The organism is Phycisphaeraceae bacterium (assembly GCA_019636735.1).
In the GTDB taxonomy this organism is placed as follows: Bacteria; Planctomycetota; Phycisphaerae; order Phycisphaerales; family SM1A02; genus VGXK01.
The window spans coordinates 52,084-77,830 of the sequence record JAHBWY010000009.1 but is presented as its reverse complement, the minus strand read 5'-3'; the positions used below and the strand labels follow the sequence as shown (position 1 = coordinate 77,830).

At 66.1% G+C, this 25,747-nt stretch carries 25 protein-coding genes; 15 read left to right on the top strand and 10 right to left on the bottom strand.

Annotated features, from left to right (window positions below; all coding sequences use genetic code 11):
• Positions 1–185: 185 nt before the first annotated feature.
• From KF724_12370 to KF724_12340, 7 genes are all read right to left on the bottom strand, one after another.
• Positions 186–644, bottom strand: a complete 459-nt coding sequence (locus KF724_12370; GenBank protein MBX3356482.1) for a hypothetical protein — start codon at positions 642–644, stop codon at positions 186–188.
• A 54-nt stretch (positions 645–698) separates the two neighbouring features.
• A complete protein-coding gene (locus tag KF724_12365) occupies positions 699–2,954 on the bottom strand; it encodes a heavy metal translocating P-type ATPase (protein ID MBX3356481.1) in 2,256 nt (751 codons plus the stop codon).
• Positions 2,955–3,242: 288 nt separating this feature from the next.
• Positions 3,243–3,896 (bottom strand): hypothetical protein, encoded by a 654-nt coding sequence (locus KF724_12360; GenBank protein MBX3356480.1) that lies wholly within the window; start codon positions 3,894–3,896, stop codon positions 3,243–3,245.
• A gap of 102 nt (positions 3,897–3,998) precedes the next feature.
• Positions 3,999–4,511, bottom strand: coding sequence for a hypothetical protein (locus tag KF724_12355; GenBank protein ID MBX3356479.1), 513 nt, complete (start codon positions 4,509–4,511; stop codon positions 3,999–4,001).
• Positions 4,512–4,529: 18 nt separating this feature from the next.
• Positions 4,530–7,781: an efflux RND transporter permease subunit gene (locus KF724_12350; protein ID MBX3356478.1), complete on the bottom strand. Its 3,252-nt coding sequence runs from the start codon at positions 7,779–7,781 to the stop codon at positions 4,530–4,532.
• A gap of 3 nt (positions 7,782–7,784) precedes the next feature.
• Positions 7,785–9,206, bottom strand: a complete 1,422-nt coding sequence (locus KF724_12345; protein ID MBX3356477.1) for a hypothetical protein — start codon at positions 9,204–9,206, stop codon at positions 7,785–7,787.
• 24 nt (positions 9,207–9,230) lie between these two features.
• A complete protein-coding gene (locus KF724_12340; protein MBX3356476.1) occupies positions 9,231–10,628 on the bottom strand; it encodes a TolC family protein in 1,398 nt (465 codons plus the stop codon).
• A gap of 1,067 nt (positions 10,629–11,695) precedes the next feature.
• Between KF724_12340 and KF724_12335 the strand changes: the two genes are divergently transcribed.
• The 6 genes from KF724_12335 to KF724_12310 all read left to right on the top strand — a co-directional run bounded on the left by KF724_12335 (position 11,696) and on the right by KF724_12310 (position 16,362).
• On the top strand, positions 11,696–12,475 hold the full coding sequence (locus KF724_12335; protein MBX3356475.1) for a transposase: 780 nt from the start codon (positions 11,696–11,698) through the stop codon (positions 12,473–12,475).
• A 632-nt stretch (positions 12,476–13,107) separates the two neighbouring features.
• The gene (locus KF724_12330) at positions 13,108–13,410 is read left to right on the top strand and encodes a nucleotidyltransferase domain-containing protein (protein ID MBX3356474.1); all 303 of its coding nucleotides are present in this window, start codon (positions 13,108–13,110) and stop codon (positions 13,408–13,410) included.
• Between the two features lie 143 nt (positions 13,411–13,553).
• On the top strand, positions 13,554–13,760 hold the full coding sequence (locus KF724_12325) for a hypothetical protein (protein ID MBX3356473.1): 207 nt from the start codon (positions 13,554–13,556) through the stop codon (positions 13,758–13,760).
• Between the two features lie 45 nt (positions 13,761–13,805).
• Entirely contained in the window at positions 13,806–14,339 is a 534-nt protein-coding gene (locus KF724_12320; GenBank protein MBX3356472.1) for a DUF2924 domain-containing protein, read from the top strand.
• Positions 14,336–15,937: a recombinase family protein gene (locus KF724_12315; GenBank protein MBX3356471.1), complete on the top strand. Its 1,602-nt coding sequence runs from the start codon at positions 14,336–14,338 to the stop codon at positions 15,935–15,937. Before KF724_12320 ends, KF724_12315 begins: the two co-directional genes overlap by 4 nt.
• Positions 15,934–16,362 carry a hypothetical protein gene (locus KF724_12310; protein ID MBX3356470.1) on the top strand — a complete coding sequence of 143 codons (429 nt, stop codon included), beginning with the start codon at positions 15,934–15,936 and terminating at the stop codon, positions 16,360–16,362. Before KF724_12315 ends, KF724_12310 begins: the two co-directional genes overlap by 4 nt.
• On the opposite strand, the gene KF724_12305 is transcribed toward KF724_12310, so the two are convergent.
• Genes KF724_12305 through KF724_12295 form a run of 3 tightly spaced genes read right to left on the bottom strand, consistent with a single transcriptional unit; the run spans position 16,344 to position 18,038 of the window.
• Positions 16,344–16,580 carry a DUF2188 domain-containing protein gene (locus KF724_12305; protein ID MBX3356469.1) on the bottom strand — a complete coding sequence of 79 codons (237 nt, stop codon included), beginning with the start codon at positions 16,578–16,580 and terminating at the stop codon, positions 16,344–16,346. The genes KF724_12310 and KF724_12305 overlap by 19 nt on opposite strands.
• 13 nt (positions 16,581–16,593) lie before the next feature.
• Positions 16,594–17,619, bottom strand: coding sequence for a DUF4065 domain-containing protein (locus KF724_12300; GenBank protein MBX3356468.1), 1,026 nt, complete (start codon positions 17,617–17,619; stop codon positions 16,594–16,596).
• Positions 17,616–18,038: a hypothetical protein gene (locus tag KF724_12295; GenBank protein ID MBX3356467.1), complete on the bottom strand. Its 423-nt coding sequence runs from the start codon at positions 18,036–18,038 to the stop codon at positions 17,616–17,618. Before KF724_12295 ends, KF724_12300 begins: the two co-directional genes overlap by 4 nt.
• 101 nt (positions 18,039–18,139) lie before the next feature.
• On the opposite strand from KF724_12295, the gene KF724_12290 reads away from it, so the two are divergent.
• From KF724_12290 to KF724_12250, 9 genes are all read left to right on the top strand, one after another.
• Positions 18,140–19,378, top strand: a complete 1,239-nt coding sequence (locus KF724_12290) for a hypothetical protein (GenBank protein ID MBX3356466.1) — start codon at positions 18,140–18,142, stop codon at positions 19,376–19,378.
• Positions 19,356–20,318 (top strand): hypothetical protein, encoded by a 963-nt coding sequence (locus tag KF724_12285; protein MBX3356465.1) that lies wholly within the window; start codon positions 19,356–19,358, stop codon positions 20,316–20,318. The genes KF724_12290 and KF724_12285 overlap by 23 nt, the downstream gene beginning before the upstream one ends.
• 86 nt (positions 20,319–20,404) lie before the next feature.
• Complete coding sequence (locus KF724_12280; protein ID MBX3356464.1) at positions 20,405–20,974, top strand: hypothetical protein; 570 nt, start codon at positions 20,405–20,407, stop codon at positions 20,972–20,974.
• Between the two features lie 81 nt (positions 20,975–21,055).
• Entirely contained in the window at positions 21,056–21,382 is a 327-nt protein-coding gene (locus KF724_12275; GenBank protein ID MBX3356463.1) for a hypothetical protein, read from the top strand.
• Positions 21,364–22,320: a PD-(D/E)XK nuclease-like domain-containing protein gene (locus KF724_12270; protein MBX3356462.1), complete on the top strand. Its 957-nt coding sequence runs from the start codon at positions 21,364–21,366 to the stop codon at positions 22,318–22,320. The genes KF724_12275 and KF724_12270 overlap by 19 nt, the downstream gene beginning before the upstream one ends.
• Before the next feature lie 44 nt (positions 22,321–22,364).
• Positions 22,365–23,156 (top strand): ATP-binding protein, encoded by a 792-nt coding sequence (locus KF724_12265; GenBank protein ID MBX3356461.1) that lies wholly within the window; start codon positions 22,365–22,367, stop codon positions 23,154–23,156.
• A gap of 4 nt (positions 23,157–23,160) precedes the next feature.
• Positions 23,161–23,664, top strand: coding sequence for a DUF669 domain-containing protein (locus tag KF724_12260; protein MBX3356460.1), 504 nt, complete (start codon positions 23,161–23,163; stop codon positions 23,662–23,664).
• Positions 23,661–24,038 carry a RusA family crossover junction endodeoxyribonuclease gene (locus KF724_12255; protein MBX3356459.1) on the top strand — a complete coding sequence of 126 codons (378 nt, stop codon included), beginning with the start codon at positions 23,661–23,663 and terminating at the stop codon, positions 24,036–24,038. Before KF724_12260 ends, KF724_12255 begins: the two co-directional genes overlap by 4 nt.
• Positions 24,038–25,741, top strand: a complete 1,704-nt coding sequence (locus tag KF724_12250) for a DEAD/DEAH box helicase family protein (GenBank protein MBX3356458.1) — start codon at positions 24,038–24,040, stop codon at positions 25,739–25,741. Before KF724_12255 ends, KF724_12250 begins: the two co-directional genes overlap by 1 nt.
• Positions 25,742–25,747: the final 6 nt, after the last annotated feature.

The window sequence follows — 25,747 nt, the reverse complement described above, 5'->3', positions numbered from 1 at the left end:
GATTGGCCTTGTTGTTCTTCTGTGGGCTGCGGAGCTCGACGGAGCGCCCGCAGATCGGTCTGCGATGGAGTCATGCGTCTTCCCTGCAAAGCGGCGGGTGCCTGTGACGTACCCTCGCGCGCGTGCAACACTTTGACGCTCGCGCGGGGACAGTTCGGACGGCGTGCGTCCGTTGCAGGGATGTACTAGATGAGCAGCGCGCAGTGCCACCGCAGCGCTTCGCGGTTGGCCCTTACGAACGGCGGGTCCGCCGCCCAGCCGGACGGTGCCGGCGCGTCGTGAACTTCCAACAGCGGCAGACTCCAGAGCACCGCGAGCGCGATCGTCGCCAACTCGTTCGAAAGCTCCTCAAGTACCGGAAGGCTTGCTTCGGCCTTCGCGCCCGTGCCTGCCGCTGTGCCTTGGCACGACGGGCACGAGGGACACTCACCGGGCGGCCTAGGATGATCGTTGCTCGGTGCGTCCTGCCGTTGATCGGGAGCCGGGTCGCCCGGGCATTCGTGGCAGCAGGACTCCGCATTGGACGCCGCTGAGTGACGACCATCGCAGATGCTTCCCGCCAACGCCATCGCTTGGCAGCAGCACAGCGGCGTGACCACGCCGATGAGCAGGGCGACCAAGATGCGGAGCAGAGGGTGACGCATGGTGTCCGTCAGTATATCGGCCAAACTCGCGGCCGGTTCAGTAGACGCACGATTTCAGCGGCTGTTCGATCCCCGCAAGGCCGCCGAACCCCTCCGCCACCCCAACAGCCGCAGCCCGTTCCCGACGACCAGGAGGCTCGCTCCAACGTCCGCGATGACCGCCATCCACATCGTCCCGCATCCGGCCAGGGTCAGGGCGAAGAAGACCACTTTGATGCCGATGGCGAGCGTGATGTTCTGGGCCAAGATCGCGCAGGTGCGGCGCGAGAGTGCGACAAACTCGGGCAGGCCGCGCAAGTCATCCTGCATGAGGGCCACGTCGGCGGTTTCGAGTGCGGTATCGGTCCCCGCCGCGCCCATTGCGAAGCCGATGGTGGAATTGGCCAGGGCCGGGGCGTCGTTCACGCCGTCGCCGACCATGCCGATCGCGTCCCCGTGCGCCTTTGTGAGGCGCTCGATCTCGGCGAGCTTGTCCTCAGGGAGCATCCCGCCCCGGGCCTCGTCGATGCTGACCGTCGAGGCGATGGCCGACGCGGTGGACTGGTTGTCTCCGGAGAGCATGAGCGTCTTGATGCCCATGTCGTGCAGCGACTTGATCGCCTCCACACTGCTCTCGCGAGGCGTGTCGGCGACCGCGATCACTCCCAGCACCGCGCTCGCCGACGCAACGACGACCGCCGTCTTGCCCTGCACCTCGAAGTGTCTTAGGACGGCCTCGACCTCCAGCGAGCAGACCTTTCGCTCCTCGGCGAGGCGGTGATTGCCGACGAAGTACGGTTCGCCCGCGATTGTCCCCTCGACGCCGCGGCCAGTGAGCGACTTGAACCCCTCGACGCTCGCCCGCTCGCCGCTCCACGCGGCGACAACCGCAATCGCCACCGGGTGCTGCGAGAGCGCATCCAGGCTCGCGGCGATCCGCAGCACATCGTCCTTACTCGCACCGCCGATGGGTTGCACGTCCATCACATGTGGCTTGCCCTCGGTGATGGTCCCCGTCTTGTCGAGCGCGATGACCTTTAGCTTGCGGCCGTTCTCCAGGTGTACGCCGCCCTTGATGAGAATCCCCCGCCGGGCCGCCGCAGTCAGGCCGCTCACCACCGTCACTGGCGTCGAGATCACCAGGGCGCACGGGCACGCGATCACCAGCAGCACGAGCGCCTTGTAGAGCCACGGGTAGAACGGCTGGTTAAACGCCAGCCAAGGCACCACCGCGACCATCACGGCGACGACGCAGACGATCGGCGTGTAGACCCGGGCGAAGTTGTCCACGAATCGTTGCGTCGGCGCGCGGCTTCCCTGCGCTTCTTGCACGGTCCGGATGATCTTGGCCAGCGTGGTTTGGTCCTTGCCGCCCGAAGTTTTGAACTCCAGCGCGCCCGACTCGTTGATCGTGCCCGCAAAGACCTTGTCGCCGATCTTCTTGTCCACCGGCACGGACTCGCCCGTGACCGGGGCCTGGTTCACGCTCGACTCGCCTGCGACCACCACGCCGTCGAGCGCCAGCCGCTCACCAGGCTTCACCTGGACGACCGTGCCGACGGGCACCGCGCCCGCGTCGGTGGTGCGCCACGAACCATCCGGCTGCCTGATGCTCACCTCGTCAGGGGCCATCGCCATCAGGCCGCGCACCGAATCGCGGGCGCGGTCCAGGGCCTTCTTCTCGATCAGCTCGGCGAAGGCGAAGAGGAAGACCACCAGCGCGATCTCCGGCCACGCGCCGATCACCGCCCCGCCGATCACCGCCACGCACATGAGGAAGTTGATGTTGAGCGTGAAGGTCTTGAGCGCGATCCAGCCCTTGAAGAATGTCTCGCGGCCCCCCAGTAGCATCGACGCGACCGATGCCGCGATGATCGGCCAGGAGGTCTCTTCGACGCCCGCGAAGTACGCCGCTTCGCACCCCGCCGCGAGCACTCCCGAGAGGATGAACGACCCGTGTTTCATCCACCACGGCCGCCTGTCATCGACCGGCCCCGCCCGCGCGGCATCGGTCGCGCACGCGGCACCTCCGCAGGCGGCCCCAGCGGGCGCGCCCTCCGCGTGCGCTTGTGAGCCGTTCGCGCCGACCGTCTCACCGACCGCACCGGCAGCCGCGATGATCGTCGGCGTCATCCCCACCGAGCGCACCCTCGCCGCGAGCGCCTCGCCCGCCACGCTCGCCGCGTCGTGCGTCACGGTCATGCGCCTCGTTACCACGTTGCACTCCACCCGCGCCACCCCCGGCAACCCGCTCACGACCTTCTGGAGCACCTGCTCCTCGGCGGCGCAGTCGAGTTGGTCAATGGCGAGGATGGTCTTGACGGTTGCCATGAACCAATCCTTGCCAGCGGTCCGCGCCGCCGTCTTTCAACTCAGCCGGACCTGATTCCAAGCCGCCGTGAACACATTCCAGGTCGTCTGGAATGCACTTCGGGTCGCCCGCAGCGTCTTCCAATCCCCCGGAAGCGTGTTCCCACGCGCCGGGAGTGTGTTGCAGCTCATACGCAACCGATTCCAACCGGTCTGGAATGAACTCCAGCCGATTCGGAATCGAGCGGCGTGCTTCCCCTCCGGCCCGACGTCGCGCATCGGCCGCGTGGAGCCGCCCCCTACCCGCCATTACTTCTTGATCGCAAACCCGCCGACGGACTTGCCGCCTTTGCCGTCGTCGATCTCGATCCAGAGTTGAGCGCCCGCGGGGATGGGATCGGGCACATCGGCGTGTGCGTGGAACTCCGCGCCGCCCCCGTCGGCCTTCTGCTTCATCGCGCCCTTGCCATCCTGTGAGCCGATCCACACGCGGACGGCTGCGGGGCGGGCCGTGCTTCCTGAGAGCTTGATGTCCAGGTGAGCCTCGTTCCCGGCCTTCACTTCGCCCGAGACCGACACGGTCCACACGCCGATGGTGGCCGTGCCAATCGCTCCGCCTTCGCCATGCCCGTGATCGCCGTGGTCACCGCCGGCCTTTCCGGCTCCACCCGCGGGCGCTGTGGCGGCGGGCTTACCGTGGTCGTGCCCATCGCCCTCCTTGTGGTCGTGGTCGTCGTGGTCCTTGCCCTTGCACTCGCCGCACTCCCCATGCGCGACGAACTTGAGGGTGTTGCCTTCGCGGAGCCACAGGTGAGCCTCGCCGTCGTCGGCGGTGACGAAGTACTGCGTGTCGGCGGGAGCGCGCTGCGCGGCCCCCTGCCCCATCATCGTTGCGACAGCAGCGGCGAGCGCGGTGCCCGCGACAAGACCAAGAACGATGGACGAGCGATTCGGATTCTTCATGGTGCTACTCCAAAGCAAGGCGGCCGGGCGCGTGCCGCCGGGACGTGTCTTCAGTGTTCCGCCCGACCGCGCCGCCGGGACGGTGTGCGACGAGCGCACGGTCTACGACTTGAGATCGAACCCAACGATGTGCTTCTCGCCCTTGGCAGTTTCAACCTCTACCCAGAGTTTGCTTCCGACGGGCAGCGGCTCGGGCACCTCGGCGTGCGCGTGCCAGCCGTCACTCTCGGCCTCGGCCTTGGCCTTGATCGAGCCCTTGCCGTCTTGGCTTCCAACCCACACCCGCACTGCGGAGGGCTTGCCGACGACGCCGGACACGCTGATGTCGAACGTCGCCTCGCCGCCCGCGGTCACATCGCCCTCGCGTGCGGCCACGATCGTCATGTCGCCCGCAGACTGGCTGCCCAGTTCGGTCTTGGGGCCATGGCCGTGGCCGTCCGTGTGATCGTGGTCGTCCCCGTCTTTGTGGTCGTGGCCGTCGGCCTTTGTCTTTCCGGTTGTTCCGGCGGCGGGCTTGGCGGGCGTCTCGGACTTCTTCTCGCACGCACTCATCGACAGGGTAAGCGCGAAGGCGGGAAGGGCGAGAAGGAGTTGGATAGTGCGAACCGTGTTCATAGGACAGTCTCCTTGCGATCAGGTTGAGGGAACGGACTTCTTGGCGGAACGACGCAGCAGGCGGGCGAGCAGCCCCGAACGATCCAGCGCATCTCGCTTCACCCTGAACGCCAGCGCGTAGCCAGCGGGGACAACGAACAGGTTGAGGAACGTGGACGACACCAACCCTCCCAGCACGACGATCGCCAGCGGGGCGAGCAGTTCGCTGCCGGGCTTGCCCTTGGCGAGCGCCAAGGGCACTAGGCCGAGCATCGCGGCCAGGGCCGTCATCAAAATCGGCACCAAACGCTCCAAGGATCCCTGGATGATCGAGTCCCCGATCGACTTGCCTTCGCGCTCCTGGAGATGGTCGTAGTGGTTGACGAGCAAGATGCCGTTGCGGACAGCGATGCCAAAGAGCGTCACGAAGCCCACCATGCTGGCGATGGAGATAACCGGTGCGATGTAGCGTGAGGACGACAGCCCGAAGAGTGCCCAGGCGTTGCCCACGATCGACGGGCTCTCGGTCAGAAAGATCGCGACGATGCCTCCAATGAGCGCCAGCGGCAGGTTGAGCATGACCAGCAGCGCCACGCGGGCCTTGCCCGTAGACAGCTGAAGCAGCAGGAACATGAACACGGCCACGCCCGCCCCCATGATGAGGATCGTGCGGCTGGCGGACTGCTGGGCCTCGAACTGCCCGCCGTAGTGGACGGTGTACCCCGCCTTCTGCACGATCGGGTCCACCTTGGCCTGCACTTGCGCGACCAGCTGTCCGAGGTTGTACCCGTCGGCGACGTTGGTCGAGATGACGGCCTTGCGCTGAGCGTTCTCACGGGCGATGAGGTTGCTGGTCTTCTCCGGCCCGATGTCGGCCACTTCGCGCAAGCGGACGATGGCTCCGCCCGCGCCGCGCAGTTGCAGGTCCATGATCTGGTCGATTCGGTCCCGCTCGCTCTCGGCCAGGCGCACGACCATTTCGTACCTCCGCACGCCCTGATTCACCTCCGCGACAGTCTCGCCATAGAGCGCCTGCTGAACCTGTTCGGCGGCAGCCGCGGGCGAAAGCCCCGCGGCGACAAGGTCCTGCGGGCGGTAACGGATCGGCAGCGAGGTGATCAGGATCTCGCGGTTGGCGGCGACATCTCGCGTGCCGGGGATGGGCTTGATCGCCGACTCGATCTCCTTGGCGAGCGAGCGCAGCACGTTGAGGTCTTCACCGTACACGTTGATCGCGATGGCCGCGGGCGTGCCCGACAAGACGTGACTGAGCCGGTGCTCGATGGGCTGGCCCACCATCGTGGTGATGCCGGGGATGTTGGCGATGATGCGGTCAATCGCGGCGCGGACCTTGTCCTGGTCCACACCCGCCTTCATCGTCACCTCGATCTCGGAGCTGCTCACGGGCTCTGCGTGCTCATCGCGCTCGGCCCGGCCCGTGCGCCGCGTGACGCTCGACACGCCCTCGATCTGGACAAACTGGGCCTCAACTCCCACGGCCAGGCGGTTGCTTTCGACCAGCGATGTGCCCGGGGGGGCGAGCAGGAAGACCGTAAATGTGCCCTCCTTGAACGCAGGCAGGAACGATGTGCCGAAAGTGGACATGAGCACCAGCGAGGCGACGGTGAGCAACCCCGCGCCCCCAAGCACCACGCCGCGATTGCGGACGCTCGCACGCAGGGCCGGTTCGTAGCGGCGTTTGAGCTTGCGCACGAGCCACCCGTCATGCTCGCCGTGGCCGCCCGCGGCATGCCCGTCTTTAGACTTCTTGCCGAACGCGCCGGCGAAGAGCCACTTGCACAGCGCGGGCGTGACCGTCAGGGCCACGATCAGCGAGGCCATGATCGAGATGATGTACGCGATGCCCAGAGGCTGAAAGAACCGGCCTTCAAGCCCCTGCAGGAACAAGAGCGGCACGAAGACCATGCAGATGATGATGGTCGCGAACACCACCGACGATCGGATCTCGTTGCTCGCGTTGTAGATCACCTCAACGAGGCCTTTGCGCTCGTCCTCGGGCAGCCCGTCGTTCTCCTTGAGCCGCCGCAGGACGTTCTCCACGTCGATGATGGCGTCGTCCACCAGTTCGCCGATCGCCACGGCCAGTCCGCCCAGCGTCATGACGTTGATCGAGAGGCCCCACGCCCACAGCAGCAGGATCGCCACGGCGAGCGAGAGCGGCAGAGCGGTCAGCGTCACGATCGTGGCCCGTACGTTGAGCAGGAACAGGATCAGGATGACCGCCACGATGATGCTCGCCTCGATCAAGACCTTGACCACGCCGTTGATCGACCGCTCGATGAACCGCGCGGCCCGGAAGGGGTCCCGGTTCAGGACCATGCCCTTGGGCATGGCCGCCTCGGCCTGATCGAGCACCCGGTCGATCTGCTCGGTGAGGTTGAGGGTGTTGGTTCCCGGGCTCTTCTGAACGCTGATGACCACGCCCGGCAGCGCCCGGTCGGACGCGGTTCCCCGCTTGGGCGAGGGGCCGAGCCGCACGTCGGCCACCTGCCCGATCGTCACCGCCGCGCCGTTGTGATAGCGCACCAGCGTGTTCTTGATGTCCTCGGCGCTGGTGACACGGGCGGTCTGGCGGATGGGCAGTTCCTGATTCTCCCAGTTGGGGACATACCCGGCGCTGGCCGTGGAGTGCGCGCCCTTGGCCGCCGCGACCACGTCGGAGATGGTCAGGCCGTACAGGGCGAGTTGGTCCTGATTGACGTTGATCTGGTACTGCGGAAGTTCACCGCCGATGGCGACGACCTGAGCGACGCCCGGGACCGCGAGCAGCTTGTTCCGCAGATCGAACTCGGCGAATGATCGCATGTCGAGCGGGCTGACCGAGCCATCGGGGCTGGACAGGGCCATGAGCATGATCTCGCCGGTAATACTGGTGACGGGCGTGATCTCTGCGTGCGCGCCGGGCGGGAGCGACTCACGCACTGCGGACAATCGCTCGGAGACCAGTTGCCGCGCGCGGTAGATATCGGTGCCCCAGTCAAACTCGACCCACACGATGGAGAGGCTGGTGGCCGAAGCGCTCCGGACCCGCCGCGTACCCGGCAGACCGTTGACCGCCGTCTCGATCGGGAAGGTGACGTTGAGTTCCACCTCGTCGGCGGCCAATCCCCCCGCCTCGGTCATCACGACGACCGTGGGTGCGTTGAGCTCGGGAAAGACATCCACCGGCATGTTCTTGATCTTGAGCCCGGCAAAGACGAGCAGCAGCCCTGCGAAGACGACCACGAGGGAGGACTGGCGCAGAGAGAAGGCGATGAGCTTCGCGAGCATGGCTTAGTGGCTCCCTTCGTGGAATGTTCCGTCGGAGTGGAAGTGACCCGCCTTCTCTGCGGAACCGCTCGTCGCCAGCATCAGCTGGAAGTTGCCGCCGAGGACGATCTCGTCACCTTCCTTCACGCCACTGGCGATCACCACCCATCGCCCGTCGGAGAGGCCGAGATCCGCCTCTATGCGGATGACCTTGTCGGGGTTGGCGGGATCGCGGCGGAAGATGATCGCCCGCGCGCCGTCGCGCACGACGGCGGACTGGGGGATCGCCAGTTCCTCGGTTCCCCCTGCGAGCGTGACTTCGAGGTGCGCCGACACGCCCGCGCGTGCCCAGGGTGCGAGCGCCTCGGGAATCACAACAAGGTCCACCGTGCGTTCATCCGGGTCGGCGGAGAGTCCGATCCGGAGCTCCCCGTTCATCGCGTCTTGCAGCGGCAGACTTCCGCCCTGCGGAGCCGCGATCCTGGCCGGCAGGCCGTCACGCAATCGTCCGAGGTCGGACTGCAAGCCGCGGGCGCGGAACCTGATTTGGTCCGGCTGCACCAGTGTCACGATGTGGCCGTTCTCTTCAGCCAGGCCACCCGGCGTGATCCCGACCGATTCAACGACTCCCTCAGCAACAGCGCACACCGTGTATCCGCTTCCTGCATCGATGCCTTCGTGACGATTGCCGCAATTGGCACCCCGAACGAGGAGTTCATGCCGCGAGGTCAGCGACCGAAGCTCGGCCTCCGCCTGCTTCTTCTGGGCGGCGAGCTCCGCGCTCCTGCCGCGGGCAACGGACAGTTCACTCTGGCTTGAATTGAGCGTCGCCCGAGCTTCCGTGAACTGGGTCGCACTTCCGCCTCCCGCGTTTCGGAGGGTGTCCAGTTGATCCAACCGCTCCTGCCAGAGAGCAACCCTTTCTGCAAGACTTCTCTCGTGATCAGCCTGCGCTGCCAAGAGCGGAGCCATTGACTCGACTCTTGCCGATGTTGCGGCAATCTGTTCAGGCAGGTCACGCCACGCGGCGGCATCGACTCGGTAGAGCGGCGTTCCGGGTTCGACCTTCTGGTACTGGCTCACCAGGATGTCGACTCGGCCCGACAGCGGCGTGCGATACTCGCGCCGGGCCGTGGGCAAGAGCTCGAACCGTCCCGGGACGCGGAGCGTCTGCGCCACGTTCCGAGACTCGACCTTGGCGAACGTGATGCCGAGGTTCTGCCGGACCGAGGCCGGGATATCGACGCGATTGGAAGGTGCGGACTCGCCCTCCTTGGCCGCGCCCCCTCCGGCTCCGGCCGCTTCGCTGACGTGGTCGTATCCGTCGTCCGTGCCGTGCGCCGTTTCCTTCTTCTCGCAGCCGGTGAGGGCAATCGCGAGCGGCATGGACAGGGCCAGCCCACCGGCGAGCAGCATCTTCGAGAGTCTGCTTTGTGTGGTGTTCATAGTGTGTTCCTTGTGCGGAGGCGATCAGCGCGCGCCCGCGCCGGTGGATTTCGTGGGGGTGCCTTCCGAAGCTGGCTTGCCGCTCGAAGGAGCAGCAATTCTCGGAGTATCGGGAATCGCGGCAGGCCCACTCGGAGACGTCAACGCTTCGGGGCCGAGAAGCTCGTCCAGATCAACTCCGGCGAGCGCCTCATCGCGTACCGCTTCAACGAGCCCGACTTTGGCTTCTTGTTGCCGCGTCAGGCTCTCCAAGAGCACCAGTGTGTTCACTTCGCCCAGTCGGGCCACTTGGCGGGCATCGGCGTATTGCGCGTCGACCAGCGGCACGATCTCCGATTCCAGAGTCGAGCGGCGTTGCGTCGCAGCCATGAGCCGCACCTCGGCCGCGCGAACGGCGGTGATGGTCTGCTCCAGTGTGGCCTCGGCAGCGGCCCGGGTGACTTCGCGCTGCGCCCGCGCCTCAGCGATGCCGCGACGGTTGGCGTTCAGGATCGGGACGGCAAGAGATAAGCCTAGTCGCACCTGGTCTTGGCCGTCCTCGTTCCCATAGCCAGGTCCGATGAGCAAGTCGGGATACTGCTTGCGAACCTCAAGTTCAAGGGTCTTCTCGGCGGCCTCGTATTCGGCGGCGGCGACCAGCATCGCCGGGTTCCGGCGCTCGAGCTCGGCGGTGTCCATTCCGGAGTGCACTCTCGACCGGGTCGGCCCGACCCCGTCGGCGTGCAACCGAAGCGGAGCGTCGGGTGACATCCCCATGAGTTGGCGAAGCCGAAGATCTGCTTCACGAACTCGGGACTCAAGTACGGCGAGGTCTGCGGCCTTCGTTGCCTTCTCGATGCGGAAGAGCCGCGCCTCGGTCCTGGCCATCTCCCCCGCCTGCTCCATCTTGTCGACGACAGAGAGGATCTGGTCCACTTGGGACAGGAAGTCGCGCGTGACCGCGAGCTGCGCGTTCAGCGCCGACCATTCGCTCCATGCCCGCCGAACCGACGTCCGCACCATCCATTCGCGCTGGGCAACCCGTGCGAGCTCTGCGGCGTGTTCCACACCCGCCCGCTGCTTCTCGATTTCCAGTCGGCCCGAGATCGGGATCGTGAGGCCGACACTCGTGAAGACTTTCCAAGGCTCGGGCGTGCTCTGGATGATGCGGTTCAGGTCGACGCCGACCGTTGGGTCTTGCCAAAGCCCCGCGTTCTCCGCGGTCGCCTGGGTGACCCCCGCCCGCAAGCGAGCGACTCGGAGGTCGGTGTTGAACACAAGCGCGATGACCTCGGCTTCCTCGCAGGTAATGCCGTCGCCGGGATCGAACACCACCATCCCGCCCGCGGGCGCTGATGACCTCGCCGCGAGGCTTTCCGCGAATGTCCTGACTTCCGGACTTTCCGGCGTCCGTGCGAGGAACGCGGCTTGGTGTCCAGTCATGTCGAGCGGCCGTTGCTCGTACGACTGGCAGCCTCCCCCGGTGAGCGCGACAAGTGCAGCCAGAGAAATCCCCGTGAACCGCCGCCGCAGTCCGCCTTCGGACCGGTCTTCGTGTGACTTGACCATCAGTAAGTTTCCGAACAGGTGGAAGCTCAGCCCATCATGGCCGTCCGCAACGCGGAGCCACGGCGAACACCACTGAGCCAGATCAAACCCAATTGTGGTGGGAACAACGCCAAGACCTGCGTGCATGCCGAAAGGCCCACAGCAGGAGAACGACATCGCCCGCCGCTCCAGACAATTGTCCGAGCGGCGGCGGGCGGGAACATCGGCGCTAGATAAGTAGATGGGTCGTCTTCAGACCCACGATCTGGTCGGAGGCGCTGAAATCAGGGGGCTGGAGACGAGGCCGTTCGGCAACCGGCGGATCGAAGTTCCAACCAATGACGACGGCCTCAAGCAGCGGTGCGATGCACGACCGAGGGTCTTGCCCACCACTCATCGGATTGCTGGGAACCTGCTCGTCGCCTGGTACCGGGATATGGAGGTGGCAGCCGCACTCATCGTCGGGGTGAAACGCGGTTCCGTACGGTCCCTCATGGTGGCTCGGGGCACCAACCCTGCTCCCCGCGTCGGCCATACCCCGGGTGTCACAATGCGAGCACACTTCGGCAGTTTCCGATTCGTGTGTGCCGCAGTTTACGACCGGAATGCAAAGGACCCTTCCCGGAGCCGACGCGATCGCCCCTTGTACAACGAGCAGGAGCATGGCGACGATTTTGACAAGGGCTGGGGACATCTGATGGGTGTATCGGGTGGGAAGAGCATACCGCTTCGGTTGGGTTTCGGTTCGTGCGATTCCGGGTCGCGCTGCACTTGTACAGGCCTACGGCGTCTCCGAGTCGGAGTACCCCCCGGCGATGGCAAGAACACAACGCCCTCCACGATCACCTCGAATGGGATCTCTGAACAACCAGGATGAATTCGCCGGTTCCAAGAAGACCGCGAACGGGTCGGCCGCGAGGTGTTCGTCGGATCGGCGATGATGCCGGCCGGCGAGGATCACAATGGCGCAACGAATCAATGCGGACATGGGACTGGTCGACGGGATGACGGCGGACCTCGGCGGGCCGAGGACGGCGAAGCTGCTCGATCGCCTGGATGCGGCCGTTGCATGGAAGGATCTCGTGGCACCGATCGCGAAGCTTGCGGAGTACCGCGCGAAGCGAGGCGGCGAGAACAAGGGCGGTCGACCGGCGTGGCAGCCGGAGACGATGCTCCGCTGCATGCGTCTTGCGAAGTGGTTCAACCTTGGTGACGCGCAGCTCGAAGAGTGCCTGAAGGACCGCCTCTCGTTCCGGCGATTCATCGGCTTGAGTCTGACGGACGCGACGCCGGACGAGACGACCTTCGTGGTATTCCGTCGTCGACTTCGCGAGTCGGGACTCGATCGAACGATCTTCGAGGCGACGCTGGCTCAGCTCGAGAAGGGTGGATTGCTGGTGAAGGAGGGCACGCTCGTCGATGCGACGATCATCGAGCAGGCGCGTAGATCGACGCGGGACAACGGGACGAGCACGCGCGATCTGGGAGCGAGCTTCACGAAGAAGTCCCGCCAGACGCACTTTGGCTACATAGGGTCCGTTCGCATGGCTGAAACAGATGGGGTACAGCCGAGTGCGGTACCGAGGGCAGCGACGGAACGAGTTCGACTTCGCAATGCGTCTCGTGGTCTACAACTGGAAACGGAGCCTGAGTCTCGCGTGGGCATGAGCGAGAGCGAGTGGCACCGTGCAGCAGGGCCGGCTCGATCGGCCCCCCGGCGACTGCGACGGGATCCCAGCTAATCACTTGAGATTCACCCAACCACCTCCATCGCCCGTCAGGCCTGGTTGTTCAGGTGTCCCGACTGTCAATTCGCGCGCAAACTGACCCACTGCCGAGCATCGAGATCTGACCCACCCCGGTCAGATCAGCCACGCTTGGGTCTCTTCGCCTCACTGCGGGCACCGGAGGCGGCGTGCTCTGGGTGAAGCAACTCATCGATATCAAGTCGCAGAGTGCCGTGGTACAAGACCATGCGCCCACCTGTTAACTACCATTCCGCCCCAAACACGCCTCCCGTGCCTCAGCTAAACTTTGATCTCGTTGCGATCAGGGAGTTCACTCAACCGCCGCGAAACTGCGGCGGTTGTTTGGTTTACGGCTCGGGCGTTGAGCCCGCATCGGGCCGAATCGCGTCAATCTCCCGCAGGTGCGGGCGTTTCTGGCCACCCGCCTTCGGCAGCGGCGCTCTCAGTTCCGAAGCCGAATCTCGGGGTCCGAGCGCAACCGTCACGGTTCCTCTCGGGCCACCGAGCGCAACCCTCTCGGACTCTCGCGCTCTCGGGTTGACACCTCGCGTGAGTTTAACAGCAGGGTTGCTCTCGCACCCCGAGCGAGACTCGGAAACACTGGTTGTACCAGCATGCAGCCCGAAATGCCCCCGGTCGATCCCGAACGCCTCGCCCGACTGTGTGAGAAGCATTGGGTCGCGCGACTGGAGCTCTTCGGAAGCCATGCACTCGGTGTTGTCGAAGCCGGGAGCGACATAGACATACTCGTGACGTTCGAATCTGGAGCACCGGTCGGATTGGCCATCGTCGCACTCCAGCAAGACCTCGAGGCGCTGTTCGGCCGCTCCGTCGATCTGCTGACACGTGACTCCGTCGAGCAGTCGCCGAACAAGTACTTCCGTCACTTCGCCCTGAGGAAGACGAGCACAATCTTCGAGCGGCCGTGACATCTCGCGGCGGTTCGAGCAACTCCGGCCCTCCGCCGCGTAGGTATCCAGTAGCGGCTTCGTTTAACAGCCGCCTCTGAATCCGAGCACGATCGACCGACCACGGATGGTCGCGCGTTCACAGCTCCCGCAAGGAGTCCGCGATGTCGCTGCGCCTCGATCACGACGACCCCGAAGGCATGTCCACGGCGGAGCGCCGCGACGAGGTCGCGAGCATCTTCGCTCGCGGCATTCTCCGCCTGCATGGCCGCATCGTTGGCGACTTCGACGATCTTCAGAATCTCGCCGAGGACGCGCCGACATGCCTTGATCTTCCTCGTGGCTCACGCCCTGATCGTTCCACTGGTTAACGGCTCGGAGATGCAGCGATGTCTGAAGCCAGAAAGGAGCGATGCGTGGCGTTGAACGTCGGACGGTTGATGAGCGAGCTCGAGCGCATGACGGTGACCGAACTGCGGCGGCGCTACGCCGAGGTCTTCGGCGAGGAGACGCGCTCGTGTCACAAGGCGTACCTCGTGCGGCGGATCGCGTGGCGGGTGCAGGCCAACACCGAGGGCGATCTCGCGGAGCGGGCGCAGCGGCTTCGCGAGCGGGCGATGGAGATCGCCGACGACGCCGACCTGCGGATGCGGGCACCCGGCCCCGCGCGGCCGCCCGGCCCGGCGCTCCTCGCAGCGCAGACCCCCGCAAGCGCGACCACGGCGATCTCGGTCGCCAGCGACGGTCGGCTCCCGATGCCCGGAGCCTTGCTCACCCGCCAGTACCGAGGCCGGACCATCCGCGTGCGTGTGCTGCCGAAGGGCTTCGACTACGAGGGCACGATCTATCGCTCGCTCTCGGCCGTCGCCCAGGCGGTGACCGGCGCGCATTGGAACGGCTACCTCTTCTTCGGGCTTGAGAAGCCGCGGTGCGAGGAGGCCACCCGATGAGCCGATCCCGGCTGGCCCCGGCCCGCGCCTCCGCCGCGACGGTCCGCTGCGCCATCTACACCCGCAAGTCGAGCGAGGAGGGCCTCGAGCAGGAGTTCAATTCGCTCGACGCCCAGCGCGAGAGCGGCGAGAACTACATCGCGAGCCAGGCGGGCGAAGGCTGGGTATGCCTGCCCGATCGCTACGACGACGGCGGCTTCACGGGCGGCAACATGGAGCGACCGGCGCTCAGACGCCTGATGGCCGACATCGAGTCGGGCAAGGTCGACTGCGTCGTCGTCTACAAGGTCGATCGCCTCAGCCGGTCGCTGCTCGACTTCGCCCGCATGATGGAGACGTTCGAGCGCCGCAAGGTGTCGTTCGTCTCCGTCACGCAGCAGTTCAACACCGCGTCGTCGATGGGGCGGCTCGTCCTCAACGTCCTGCTCTCCTTCGCCCAGTTCGAGCGCGAGATCATCTCCGAGCGCACCCGCGACAAGATCGCAGCGACGCGGCGCAAGGGGAAGTGGGCGGGCGGCCATCCGATCCTCGGCTACGACGTCGATCCCCGCGGCTTCCGGCTCATCGTCAACGAGGACGAGGCTTCGCGCGTCCGCGAGATCTTCGCGCTCTACCTCGAGCACCAGGCGCTGATCCCGACGGTGAAGGCGATCGACGAGCGCGGGTGGGTCAACAAGCGCTGGACCACCCGCAAGGGCGCGGAGCGCGGCGGGAAGGCGTTCGACAAGGCGAGCCTCTTCAAGCTGCTAACGAACGTCGTCTACCTCGGTAAGGTGCGGTACAAGAGCGAGGTCCACGAGGGCGAGCACGCGGCGATCGTCGATGCCGACCTCTTCGAGCGCACGCAACGCCTGCTGGTCCGCAACGGCCGAACGGGCGGAGCCGCGGTGCGAAACAAGTACGGCGCGCTCCTCAAGGGGCTGCTGCGGTGTACGCCGTGCGGCTGCTCGATGGGTCACACCTATTCGACCCGGCGCGATGGGAACGGCAACGGCTCCATCCAGTACCGCTACTACGTCTGCCTCAACGCGCAGAAGCGCGGCTGGCACACCTGCCCGTCCAAGTCGGTTCCGGCTGCGGAGCTCGAGCGGCTCGTTGTCGAGCAGATCCGGGCGATCGGTCGCGACCCGACGCTCATCACCGCGACGCTGAAGCACGCGAGGAAGCAGGCAACCGAGGCAATCGCCACGATCGAGGGCGAAAAACGGACGGTCGAGCGCGAGCTTCGGCGGTACGAACGAGAGCTCCGCGAGTTGGCCGCGGAGGCGGGAGCAAGCACGGTCGCATCATCGCGCCTGGGCGAGCTCAACGATCGCATCCGATCAGGCGAGCAGCGGATGACGGAGCTGCGCGAGCGGGCGATGACGCTCGGGCGCGAGATCGTCGACGAGCGCGAGGTCGCCCGTTCGCTCTCCGCGTTCGATCCGGTGTGGGAGACGCTCTCGCCGAAGGAGCAGGCCCGCGTCGTCCGGCTGTTGGTCAAGCGCGTCGACTACGACGGCGTCACCGGGATGGTGGGCGTGACGTTCCACCCGAGCGGCCTGCGCGGCTTGGCCAGCGAGGTCGGGGCGCCTGACGAAGAGGAGGTCGCCGCGTGATCGACGGAGCCGAGCCGCGCATCGAGTTCAAGGTGCACTTCAACACCAGCCGTCGAGGCCGAAAGCGCGCGGTCGTCGGCGAGCGTCCCGAGTCGCCCGCGCCGATGCCCGGCCGGATGCCGCGGGTGACGCGGCTCATGGCGCTGGCGATCCGGTTCGAGCACCTGATCCGCGACGGCGAGGTGAAGGACCTCGCCGAGATCGCGCGGCTCGGGCAGGTGACGCGCGCCCGCGTCACGCAGATCATGAATCTGCTGCACCTAGCCCCCGACATTCAGGAGGCGATCCTCGCCCTGCCCCGGGTCGAGTCTGGCCGCGACCCTATCACCGAACGGGAACTGCGGCCGATCGCGGCGATACCCGACTGGCGGAAGCAGCGGGCGGCGTGCCGTAGCGTTCTCGGCAATCAGCCCTTCGGCGGATGAGGATCATTGCCGTGGCTGTCGGACTGAGCGATCTTGCCATCCTTGTTGTGAATCTTCAGCTCAGTTTTCTGGTTGCGGCTGATCTCGCGCGCCGCGTCGACCGCCTGCTGCTTGGTGTCGAACCGGCCCGCCGCACGATCGGCACCTCCGCGTGTGACTTTCCAGTCATCAGCCTTCTTGTCGTAGGTCACGTGATGCGTGTTACTCTTCTTTGCCATTGCTGGACTCCGTTCACTTGGTGAGCGAAAGCGACAACTCCATCGCCTTCTCGTAGCTGATCACATCCTTTGGAAGGGTGTCCTTCCACGCCGACTCTTCGTGCGACTTGTCGCTGATGTCTGACGGCGTCATAGCACCGAGAGCATCGCGGACGAACTTCAGCACACGCATGTCGTCGTCAGTCAGCACACCGAGGGACTCCTCTGCTCGCGCGCCAGGGCGGAAGACCTCGCCCGTGTTCCCGTTCTGGAACGCCATCTCGCTGACGACCACAACATCGTCGGCTTCGAGCTGCGCACGCAGTCCGCTGAATCCCACGGGCACCGGGCCGTACGGCATTCGCCGATACACGGCACCCGTGAGCGATCGCGACGACGCACGAAAGCAGATGAAATCCGCGTAGAAGAGGAGCTTGTAAAGCTTTGTCTGCGTGACGAGTTGAACGTTCTTGCAGAGCCACGCCACCACTGCGGCGTATCGATCGAAATCGAACTGGCGGAATCCACTTCGCTTGGACACCTCAACCGGCATCGATTCGTAGAAGCCTGTTTCCCAATACGCAACACCGCTTGCCGCAACTGGTCCGAGCTTCGCCTCCGCTGCGATACGCTGGCGCTCCGAAAGCAGGTGCCCTCGGCGTCTGAGGAGGTCGCGCATGCGGTCGGGGCTGTCGCAGGCGCGCAGCAGCTCATCCTCCTTCTCCTGCTGCAGCGAGCCTTGCTCGTAGCGATTAATCGTTGCTGGGCTCATTCCGAGCAGCGTGGCGAATGCCACCTGGCTCAAGCTCCACTGTTCGCGTATGCGACGAATCTCCGCCGACGACAGCAGGCCGCGCTTCTCTCGATGGGCATCCATCGCGCGCTCGACCGGATCGCCGAAGGCGGCATCGACGACGGACTCGCCACACTCGGCGCAGACCCAGACGGGAACCTTGAGCGAGACGTCCTCACCTCGAACATCAAATCGCTCGTCGCGTTCCTCCGGGCGAAAGAGGCGGTCGCACTCGCAGTTGGGGCAGTAGATTGTTCGTTCCATCATGAGCTGGCTCCTCTCAGCGGATAACGCATCGGATGCTGGGCCTTGTGGAACGACCACACCGTTCCGCGAGGCAGCTCGCGCGGCTTGGTGGGGTTGAGTCTGAGCTTGATGTAGACCTCCGTGCCTTCAAGATCGCACCCAAAGATCCAGACGTCTCTTGACTGATCCGTGTCGTCGGGCGTCGGCCCCGCCGAGTAGTTGCTCGGGGTGAGCCGGCAGATCTGCTCCAAGGCCAGCCGTCGGGTGAGGTTGAGATCGATCAGATCCTGCTCGGTCCGGGGGCGTCCGCGGAACTCGCACCGCTCGTAGTCGATCGCCAGCTTGAAGGCGGTCAGGAACTCGGAAACGGCTCTGGGGTCTGGCGGCTGGCATTCAGTATCCTTCGGCATGTAGTCTATCCCAGAGTAGCGGTTTGTCAACCTCCGAGGTAGTATAGCATCGTCCGGCTGGGCTGCCCAGCCGCTCTATCCCGACCCTGAAGCCCGGATAACGCCGCCGAACCACGAGAGGAGCCAGACGCATGCCGACCTTCAACCCTCGCCGATTCACGGAGCCGAAGGTCCTTCGGAGCATCGGGCGACGGCACCTCCTCGATTTCCTCGAGCGGTTCGAGACCTACCTGGCTGGATGCGGCATCGACCTGCCCGATGCCGACGACGGCCGCGAGATCGACTACGACCAGCTCAGTCTCATCCTCGCCTCTGCTGCCCATGGCCCTCCGCCCGATCTAGTGGATGCGCTGTATCTGCTCGCCGACCTGTCCACCGCCGAGGGCTTGGACGCGCTCCTCGATGCGGCAGCGGCGGCAGGCATCGCGATCGATGGCGAGGAGCACACTCCAGCGGATGTGGCGGTTCAACTCTGGCTGCTCGACCCGACGCTCCTCGAGCAGCAGCAGGCGAGACAGTTCGTCCATCGTCCGCGATCCTTCGACTACTTCCCGATGAGACGGGCGGATCAGCCGGTGCCGAAATGCCGTCAGCCCTCGGAGCGGGCACTACGAACGATCGAACGCGCGCTCGCGACATGGTTCGCGTCGCACAAGCGAGGGGATCGGTGTGAGGTCAGGGCATTCCCCGAAGACCATCGCATCCTCTTCCTCGTCAAGCATGGGGAACCCCTTCGCCGTGAGGAAGTGGATAGCCCGTCCAGCGCCAGCTTGCTCTATCGCCCGATGAAGTACGACGTCGTGATCTACGAGAAGACGCTCGGTGAACTCTGCGCGAACGCGCAGACCATCGGCGAGAAGCGCCTCTACTGCAGGGTCTTCGGACAGGCGCTGCTTGGAGACGAGGAGTTCTTCGGCGAGGCAGACAAGCACACACTTGATCCGCTTCGGGTCGATGGCGAGAGCGCCCTCTTGTGCGAAGACATCGACGGTATCGACTTCATCCGCTTGGTCGAGATCCACTACTTGTGGCCTGGCGACCCCATCGAGACAGAGGTTCGCCGGTCAAAGGACATCTTCAAGGGGCTGAGGAATCGCGGCAAGACGATGCCACAGAGGCCGAAGATCATCGCGGCGAAGTTCGAGATCAAGTTCACCAACAGCCCGAACGTCCGCCGCGTCAAGGTGACTCCGCACAACGCGACATTCGTGCGTGATGACGATAGCGATGCTGTCACTCGATGGCTGGAAGCTCGCGGCTTCGTTGTTGGACGCACCGCAGGAGATCGACATGCGAACGAGGGATCGATGGTGGAAGTTAAGCCGACTCTGGTCGTCGCTGAACACGATGCCGGAACTCGCCTCGGTTAGGGCCGAGTGGGAGTTGCTGCTGGGTGACGAATACCCGATCGTTGCGCCGTTCATCGTGAAGACCGGCGAGCGTGTCGCCGCCTATCCGCGTCTTGGCCGGGTTGGTCCGCCGCTCGATCTGGTGCTCGAGAAAGACCGTGTCGTTGGGGTCGATCCGACCAACGGCGTGACGGTGACGTTGTCGCACGAGGAGGTCCTGGCATATCGGATCGATCTGCGGGGGTTGTGTCAGCGGGTCTGTGGCGCGCTTCGCTGCGAACCGATCGGATGGTGGGAGCGTCACGCGTTGGCAGGCGTCCGGCGCATCGGCACGCTGCGCACGCAGTCATCCGTCACGTGTGGGGTGTTCCTCGTCGTGGGTGAGGACAGGGAACTCGTAGACACGATCATCCGACTCGCTGGCGAGGAGAGTGTCCCGCTCGTCGTGCTCACCCCCCGCCCGAGCGAAGACCCATCGCTGGCGACAGTGCTCTCGCGCCGGACGGTACTCCACCTGGCGATGTCCGAGTCGATTGCGTTCGGAGCGACCGGCACCGTGCGACTCATGACATCGGCGCATGCTCGCGTTCGCGACTTCTGCCTCCGCGTGGACGAGGAGGCGTCTCATCGTCAGAGCACACCTGCAGTGAATCCTGGCCGGCCGGCCGACCCGACCGGTGATGCCGTCGCGGAACAGGTGCGTCGTCTCAAGGAGATGGAACGCAATGCAATCACGGCGCTCCATGAGAAGGGAGTCGTCGGCGCCGATGCATCGAATCCGCCTGGACAGAAGGCGCTTGCGAAGCTCGCGGGCTACACATGGGATGCCAGCTTCAAAGCCGCTCTCTCGTCTCTCGTGAAGATGAACCTGCTCGGCAACGGCCGTCATCTCGGCCGGCTTGGCGGCTACTTCCTCACCGATCAAGGCGTGCGTGCGGCAGAAATCCTCTCCAAGTCATGACTAGTCAGGACTGATCCGGCAGGTCGGTCTCCCGAGACTCCCCGTGAACTGGTCGCAGTGGATGCGGCCCAACACGGAGATTCTTCATGGACCGATCCTCAGCCGCTGCACCCCCGATTGACCCTACTGATCCTGCCATCTCCCGAGTCGTCGAGTACCACGCCAACAGGCTGTTCCGACGACTCCGGAAGCGAACCGAACGCTGCGACCTCGAGCACGACCTGCTCACCGATCTGATCGATCGGCTGCCGAAGTTCGACCCGGCCAAGGCGCAGCTCAACACCTTCGTCGCCCGCGTCGTCGAGCGCCGCGTCGTCACGCTGATCCGCTACCGCTTCGCCGAGATGCGGTCGCCGGAGAGGGAGGAGTGCTCGCTCGACGACACCGCCCTCGACTGTGACGGCCGCGCGGTCCCGCGGCACCAGCTCATCGCAGAGTCGTCGAGCGTGCCGCAGCGGCTGCGCGAGCTCGAGCGCGATGTCGCCGAGGTCCTGGCCCGGCTCTCGGAGCTGCACCGCGCGATCGCGCTGGGGCTCGTGACCGGCACCGTCAACTCGATCGCCAACGAGCTCGGCATCCCGCGCAGCGCGGTCGAGCGGCACATCGACGAGATCCGCGAGGTCTTCGAGGACGCGGGGCTGCGCGAGTACCTGTGATCGCGCGCAACTTGGCATGGGCGCCGCGTAGGTATCCAGTAGCGACCCATCACTCACCGGACGCCAGAAGGAGCAGCACGCATGACGCGTGAGGTCTATCGGTACGTCTTCAACCCGCAGGTGCCCTTTGTCGAGGTGCTCGCCACGCTCGACCTGGCCTTGATCGCCGTGGAGAGCCTTCACGGCGAGGCGAGAGCCCGCATGGACGCGCGCTTCGCCGGACGTCCGCTCACCCGCACTCTGGTCATCGACGCCTCGACGCACGTCGGCCAGGCTCTGAACCAGCTCTTCGTCGGCTACGCACGGCGGGAGTATGGCGAGACGGCCTTTGCCGTCTGTCGGTGCCCGGAGCGCTCGGCACCCCCTACTCCATCGACCAAGGAGGCCGCGTGCCCATCCGCCGCCTGATGCGCGCGTTCTCGCGCCGACGCGACGCCGGCGATGCGCCGCTCGTCCGCCTCGGCCAGGGCGACTACCGCCGCGACTACTTCCCATCGGAGACACCCATGCCGATCGCCACCGCGACGAAGCCTGATTCGACCGACAGCCGCCTTCGCTTCCTGATCCGCGAGAGCGCCGACGCCTACCACGCGCGGCGCGGCGAATACCTCACCTCGCATCGGCTCGCGGACTTCCGACAGTGTCCTCAGCTCTTACGTCGCAAGGAGCTGGGGCTCATCCCCGAGCGAGACTCGCTGGCGTTCCTCGTCGGGCGCGCTGCGCACACGCTGATCCTCGAGGGCCGTGAGCGCTACGAGCAGGAGTTCGCGGTCGGCGGCCCGATCAACAAGAAGACAGGCAAGCCGTTCGGCTCGGCGACGAAGGCATTCGCCGAGTGGGCCGAGAAGCGCGGCAAGCCGGCGCTCGGCGATGAGGATGCCGCGATCGTCGAGCAGATGGCGGCGAGCGTGAAGGCGCACGCCTTCGCACGCGAGCTCCTCGCGATGGGCATGGCGGAGGGCGTCGTGCGCGGCACGCTCGAGGGCGTGCCCTGCCAAGCGCGGATCGACTGGATCAACCCGACCATCGACCGCGGCATCGTGGATCTCAAGACCGCCGACTCGCTCGATTCGTTCGAGTGGCACATCGGCGCCTTCGGCTACGTCGCGCAGCTTGCCTTCTACAGGGCGCTCGTCGCGCAGGCGGGCGGCCAGATGCTGCCGGTCCACCTAATCGCCGTCGAGAAGCGCGAGCCGTTCCGCTGCGGCGTGTGGCAGCTCTCGCCCCGCATCCTCGACAAGGCCGCCGAGCAGAACACCGCCGCGATCCGCCAGCTCGTCCGTTGCCGCGACAGCGACTCGTGGCCGACCGGCTTCGAATCTCTGCGGCTCTACGACCGTGACTGAGCCCGCCGTCCATCCACCGCACCAACCGCAGGAGACCGCACCGCATGACGATGCTCGCACACATCCAGAAGGGCCGCGCCGCGATGCCCCGTCGCATCATGGTCTACGGCGTCCACGGCGTGGGGAAGTCGACGTTCGGCGCGATGGCCGAGAAGCCGATCTTCATTACGACCGAGGAAGGCACCAACGACATCGAGTGCGACCGCTTTCCGCTGGCGACGAAGTACGCCGACGTGCTCGCGGCGCTGTCGACGCTCTACTCCGAGGAGCACGACTACCAGACGGTCGTCATCGATTCGCTGGACTGGCTGGAACGCCTGATCTGGGCGGAGGTCTGCGCCAAGCGCGGCGTTGAGACGATCGAGGACATCGGCTACGCGAAGGGCTACGTCTTCGCGCTGACGCAGTGGCGCGAGATCTTCGCGGGACTCGACGCGCTGCGTGCCGACCGTGGCATGCAGGTGATCCTCATCGCGCACGCCGCGATCGAGAAGTTCGCCAACCCCGAGACCGACTCGTACGACCGCTACGCGCCGCGCCTCCAGAAGCAGGCGTCGGCGCTCGTCCAGGAGTGGTGCGACGAGGTGCTCTTCGCCACCTACCGCGTCCACACGCGGACGAGCAGCGAGGGCTTCGACCGCAAGCGCACGCAGGGCATCGGCACCGGCGAGCGGATTCTCCGCACCACCGAGCGGCCGGCGCATGTCGCCAAGAACCGCCTCAACCTCCCCGACGAGCTGCCGCTGGACTACCGCGTCTTCGCGGCGCTCGCGCGCGGCGAGCAGCCCGTGATCGACCCGACCCAATCCGAAACCGCCAACGAGCAAGGAGCCTGACCACATGGCAGACCTGAACGGATTCAACGCGCACGACGTCGACCCCAACACCGGCTTCGATCCCATTCCGAGCGGCAAGTACCTCGTGGTCATCACCGCGACGGAGATGAAGCCCACCAAGAACGGCAAGGGCGAGTACCTCGAGGTCGAGATGGAGGTGATCGACGGCCCCTACAAGGGCCGCAAGCTTTGGGATCGCCTGACCCTCAAGCACACCAACGAGCAGACGGTCGAGATCGCGCGCGGCACGCTGTCGGCGATCTGCCGCGCGGTGAACGTCATGAAGCCGCGTGACTCGGTGGAGCTGCACAACGTGCCGCTGGTCGCCTCGGTCGCGGTGAAGAACCGCGAGGACACCGGCGAGCCGACGAACGTCGTCAAGGGCTATGCCCGCCGCGACGGCTCGACCGGCACGGGCGTGCCCGCGGTCGTCGGCAATGGGCGTCCCGCGCCGGGCGGTGCAGTCGCAGCGACCGCTGGCGCGGGGGTGCCGCCGTGGAAGCGGTGACCGACGCGACTCCGCTGACGCTCGAGCTGCCCTACCCGCCGTCAGTGAACCACTACTGGCGACGGGTGGGGACTCGAACGCTCATCAGCCGCGAGGGGCGACGCTTCCGGGCCAGAGTCGCGGCACAGCTGTCGCTCCGCCGCATTGCCCGGATGGATGGGCCGCTCGCGGTGCATGTCACGGCGCATCCTCCCGACCGTCGTCGCCGCGATCTCGACAACGCGATGAAGGCGCTGCTCGATGCGCTGGCGCATGGAGGCGTCTACGAGGACGACGGGCAGATCGATCGGCTTGAGATCGTCCGGGCCGAGGTCGTGCCCGACGGCAAGGTCGTCGTGCGCATCGCGCCCCTCGGCGGGGAGGGCAGCGCGTAATGGAGTTGCGTCCCTACCAGCGCGAGGCGGTCGATGCCGTCTGGCAGCACATCGCCGCGTGCGACACCAACCCCGCGGTCGTGCTTCCCACCGGATCGGGCAAGACGCACGTGATCGCCGAGCTCTGCCGCGATGCGGTGCAGAAGTGGAACGGCCGCGTCGTCGTCCTGGCCCATGTGCGGGAACTGCTCGAGCAGGCTGCGGACAAGCTTCGCGCCGTCGCGCCCGACCTGCCGATCGGCGTCTTCTCTGCCGGGCTCGGTCGCCGCGATCTCGGCTACGCGGTGACGATCGCTGGCATCCAGTCGGTCTACCAGCGCGCCCACGACCTCGGGCCGCTCGATCTCGTCATCGTCGACGAGGCGCACCTCGTGCCGCCCGAGGGCGAGGGCATGTACCGCCGCTTCCTGACCGATGCGCGCGACCTCTGCGACCACCAGCGCGTCGTCGGCCTGACCGCGACGCCGTACCGGATGAAGACAGGCCTGATCTGCGGCCCCGCACCGGACCACGTGCTCAACGAGACCTGCTTCGAGGCGGGCGTGCGCGAGCTGATCGTGGCGGGCTACCTCTGTCCGCTCAAGAGCCGCGCCGGCAAGGCAGTCGCCGACACCAGCGAGCTGCACATCCGCGGCGGCGAGTTCGTCGCCGGCGAGGTCGAGACGCTGATGAACAAGGACGACCTCGTCGGCGCTGCGTGCGCCGAGATCGTCGCGGCGACGGCCGAGCGTCGGGCAGTCCTGATCTTCTGCTCCGGCGTTGCGCACGGCGAGCATGTCGCACGCGTGTTGCAGGATCGCCACGGCGTCGAATGCGGGTTCGTCGAAGGCGGCACCCCGACCAAGGAGCGAGATGCACTCATCGCTCGCTTCAAGTCGGGTGAGCTCAAGTACCTCGCCAACGTCAACGTGCTGACGACGGGCTTCGACGCTCCCAACGTCGACTGCGTGGCGATGCTGCGGCCGACGCTGTCGCCGGGGCTCTACTACCAGATGGTGGGCCGCGGCTTCCGCCCGCACCCCGGCAAGGCCGACTGCCTCGTCCTCGACTTCGGCGGCAACGTCCTTCGGCACGGACCGGTGGATGCTATCCGCCTGGCCGACCGCTCAGGCGCGCCGGGCGAGGCGCCTGCCAAGCAGTGCCCGCAGTGTGACGCCTTGATTCACGCGGCTTACGCGACCTGCCCCGAGTGCGGGCACAAGTTCCCGCCGCGGCAGGTCAAGCACGCCGCGATTGCTTCAGAGGCGGACATCGTCTCCGGGGCCGATGGCGCATCGCGATCCGAGGAGCGTGTCGTCGAGGTCGGCTACCACGTCCACTTCAAGCGAGACAACCCCGGCGCGATCCCGACGATGCGCGTCGAGTACCGCGGTGGCTTCAACCGCTGGCTCCGCGAGTGGATCTGCCTCGAGCATCCACCCGGCAGCTTTGCGCAGCGCAAGGCCGCCGAGTGGTGGCGCAAGCGGTCCAGCGAGGCGGTGCCGACGACGGTCGAAGAGGCCGTCGACCTGGCCCGTGCCGGTGCGCTGGCGCAGCCGCTTCGGATCACGGTCGAGCGCAAGCCCGGCGACCAGTGGGAGCGCGTCGTCGGTCACGAGCTCGGCCCGAAGCCGCCGCGGCTCGAGGACCCGGACAACCTGCCAGATCCCAGTGAGCCCGTCGGGGCTGGCTGTGGCTTCGACGACGACTCGATCCCGTTCTGAGCGGAG

What these genes read in the sequence shown, in the direction of transcription:
- KF724_12370 (MBX3356482.1), bottom strand. Translation starts at nt 644, where the DNA reads ATGCGTCACCCTCTGCTCCGCATCTTGGTCGCCCTGCTCATCGGCGTG.
- KF724_12365 (MBX3356481.1), bottom strand. Translation starts at nt 2,954, where the DNA reads ATGGCAACCGTCAAGACCATCCTCGCCATTGACCAACTCGACTGCGCC.
- KF724_12360 (MBX3356480.1), bottom strand. Translation starts at nt 3,896, where the DNA reads ATGAAGAATCCGAATCGCTCGTCCATCGTTCTTGGTCTTGTCGCGGGC.
- KF724_12355 (MBX3356479.1), bottom strand. Translation starts at nt 4,511, where the DNA reads ATGAACACGGTTCGCACTATCCAACTCCTTCTCGCCCTTCCCGCCTTC.
- KF724_12350 (MBX3356478.1), bottom strand. Translation starts at nt 7,781, where the DNA reads ATGCTCGCGAAGCTCATCGCCTTCTCTCTGCGCCAGTCCTCCCTCGTG.
- KF724_12345 (MBX3356477.1), bottom strand. Translation starts at nt 9,206, where the DNA reads ATGAACACCACACAAAGCAGACTCTCGAAGATGCTGCTCGCCGGTGGG.
- KF724_12340 (MBX3356476.1), bottom strand. Translation starts at nt 10,628, where the DNA reads ATGACTGGACACCAAGCCGCGTTCCTCGCACGGACGCCGGAAAGTCCG.
- KF724_12335 (MBX3356475.1), top strand. Translation starts at nt 11,696, where the DNA reads ATGGCGCAACGAATCAATGCGGACATGGGACTGGTCGACGGGATGACG.
- KF724_12330 (MBX3356474.1), top strand. Translation starts at nt 13,108, where the DNA reads ATGCCCCCGGTCGATCCCGAACGCCTCGCCCGACTGTGTGAGAAGCAT.
- KF724_12325 (MBX3356473.1), top strand. Translation starts at nt 13,554, where the DNA reads ATGTCGCTGCGCCTCGATCACGACGACCCCGAAGGCATGTCCACGGCG.
- KF724_12315 (MBX3356471.1), top strand. Translation starts at nt 14,336, where the DNA reads ATGAGCCGATCCCGGCTGGCCCCGGCCCGCGCCTCCGCCGCGACGGTC.
- KF724_12305 (MBX3356469.1), bottom strand. Translation starts at nt 16,580, where the DNA reads ATGGCAAAGAAGAGTAACACGCATCACGTGACCTACGACAAGAAGGCT.
- KF724_12300 (MBX3356468.1), bottom strand. Translation starts at nt 17,619, where the DNA reads ATGATGGAACGAACAATCTACTGCCCCAACTGCGAGTGCGACCGCCTC.
- KF724_12290 (MBX3356466.1), top strand. Translation starts at nt 18,140, where the DNA reads ATGCCGACCTTCAACCCTCGCCGATTCACGGAGCCGAAGGTCCTTCGG.
- KF724_12285 (MBX3356465.1), top strand. Translation starts at nt 19,356, where the DNA reads ATGCCGGAACTCGCCTCGGTTAGGGCCGAGTGGGAGTTGCTGCTGGGT.
- KF724_12280 (MBX3356464.1), top strand. Translation starts at nt 20,405, where the DNA reads ATGGACCGATCCTCAGCCGCTGCACCCCCGATTGACCCTACTGATCCT.
- KF724_12275 (MBX3356463.1), top strand. Translation starts at nt 21,056, where the DNA reads ATGACGCGTGAGGTCTATCGGTACGTCTTCAACCCGCAGGTGCCCTTT.
- KF724_12265 (MBX3356461.1), top strand. Translation starts at nt 22,365, where the DNA reads ATGACGATGCTCGCACACATCCAGAAGGGCCGCGCCGCGATGCCCCGT.
- KF724_12260 (MBX3356460.1), top strand. Translation starts at nt 23,161, where the DNA reads ATGGCAGACCTGAACGGATTCAACGCGCACGACGTCGACCCCAACACC.
- KF724_12250 (MBX3356458.1), top strand. Translation starts at nt 24,038, where the DNA reads ATGGAGTTGCGTCCCTACCAGCGCGAGGCGGTCGATGCCGTCTGGCAG.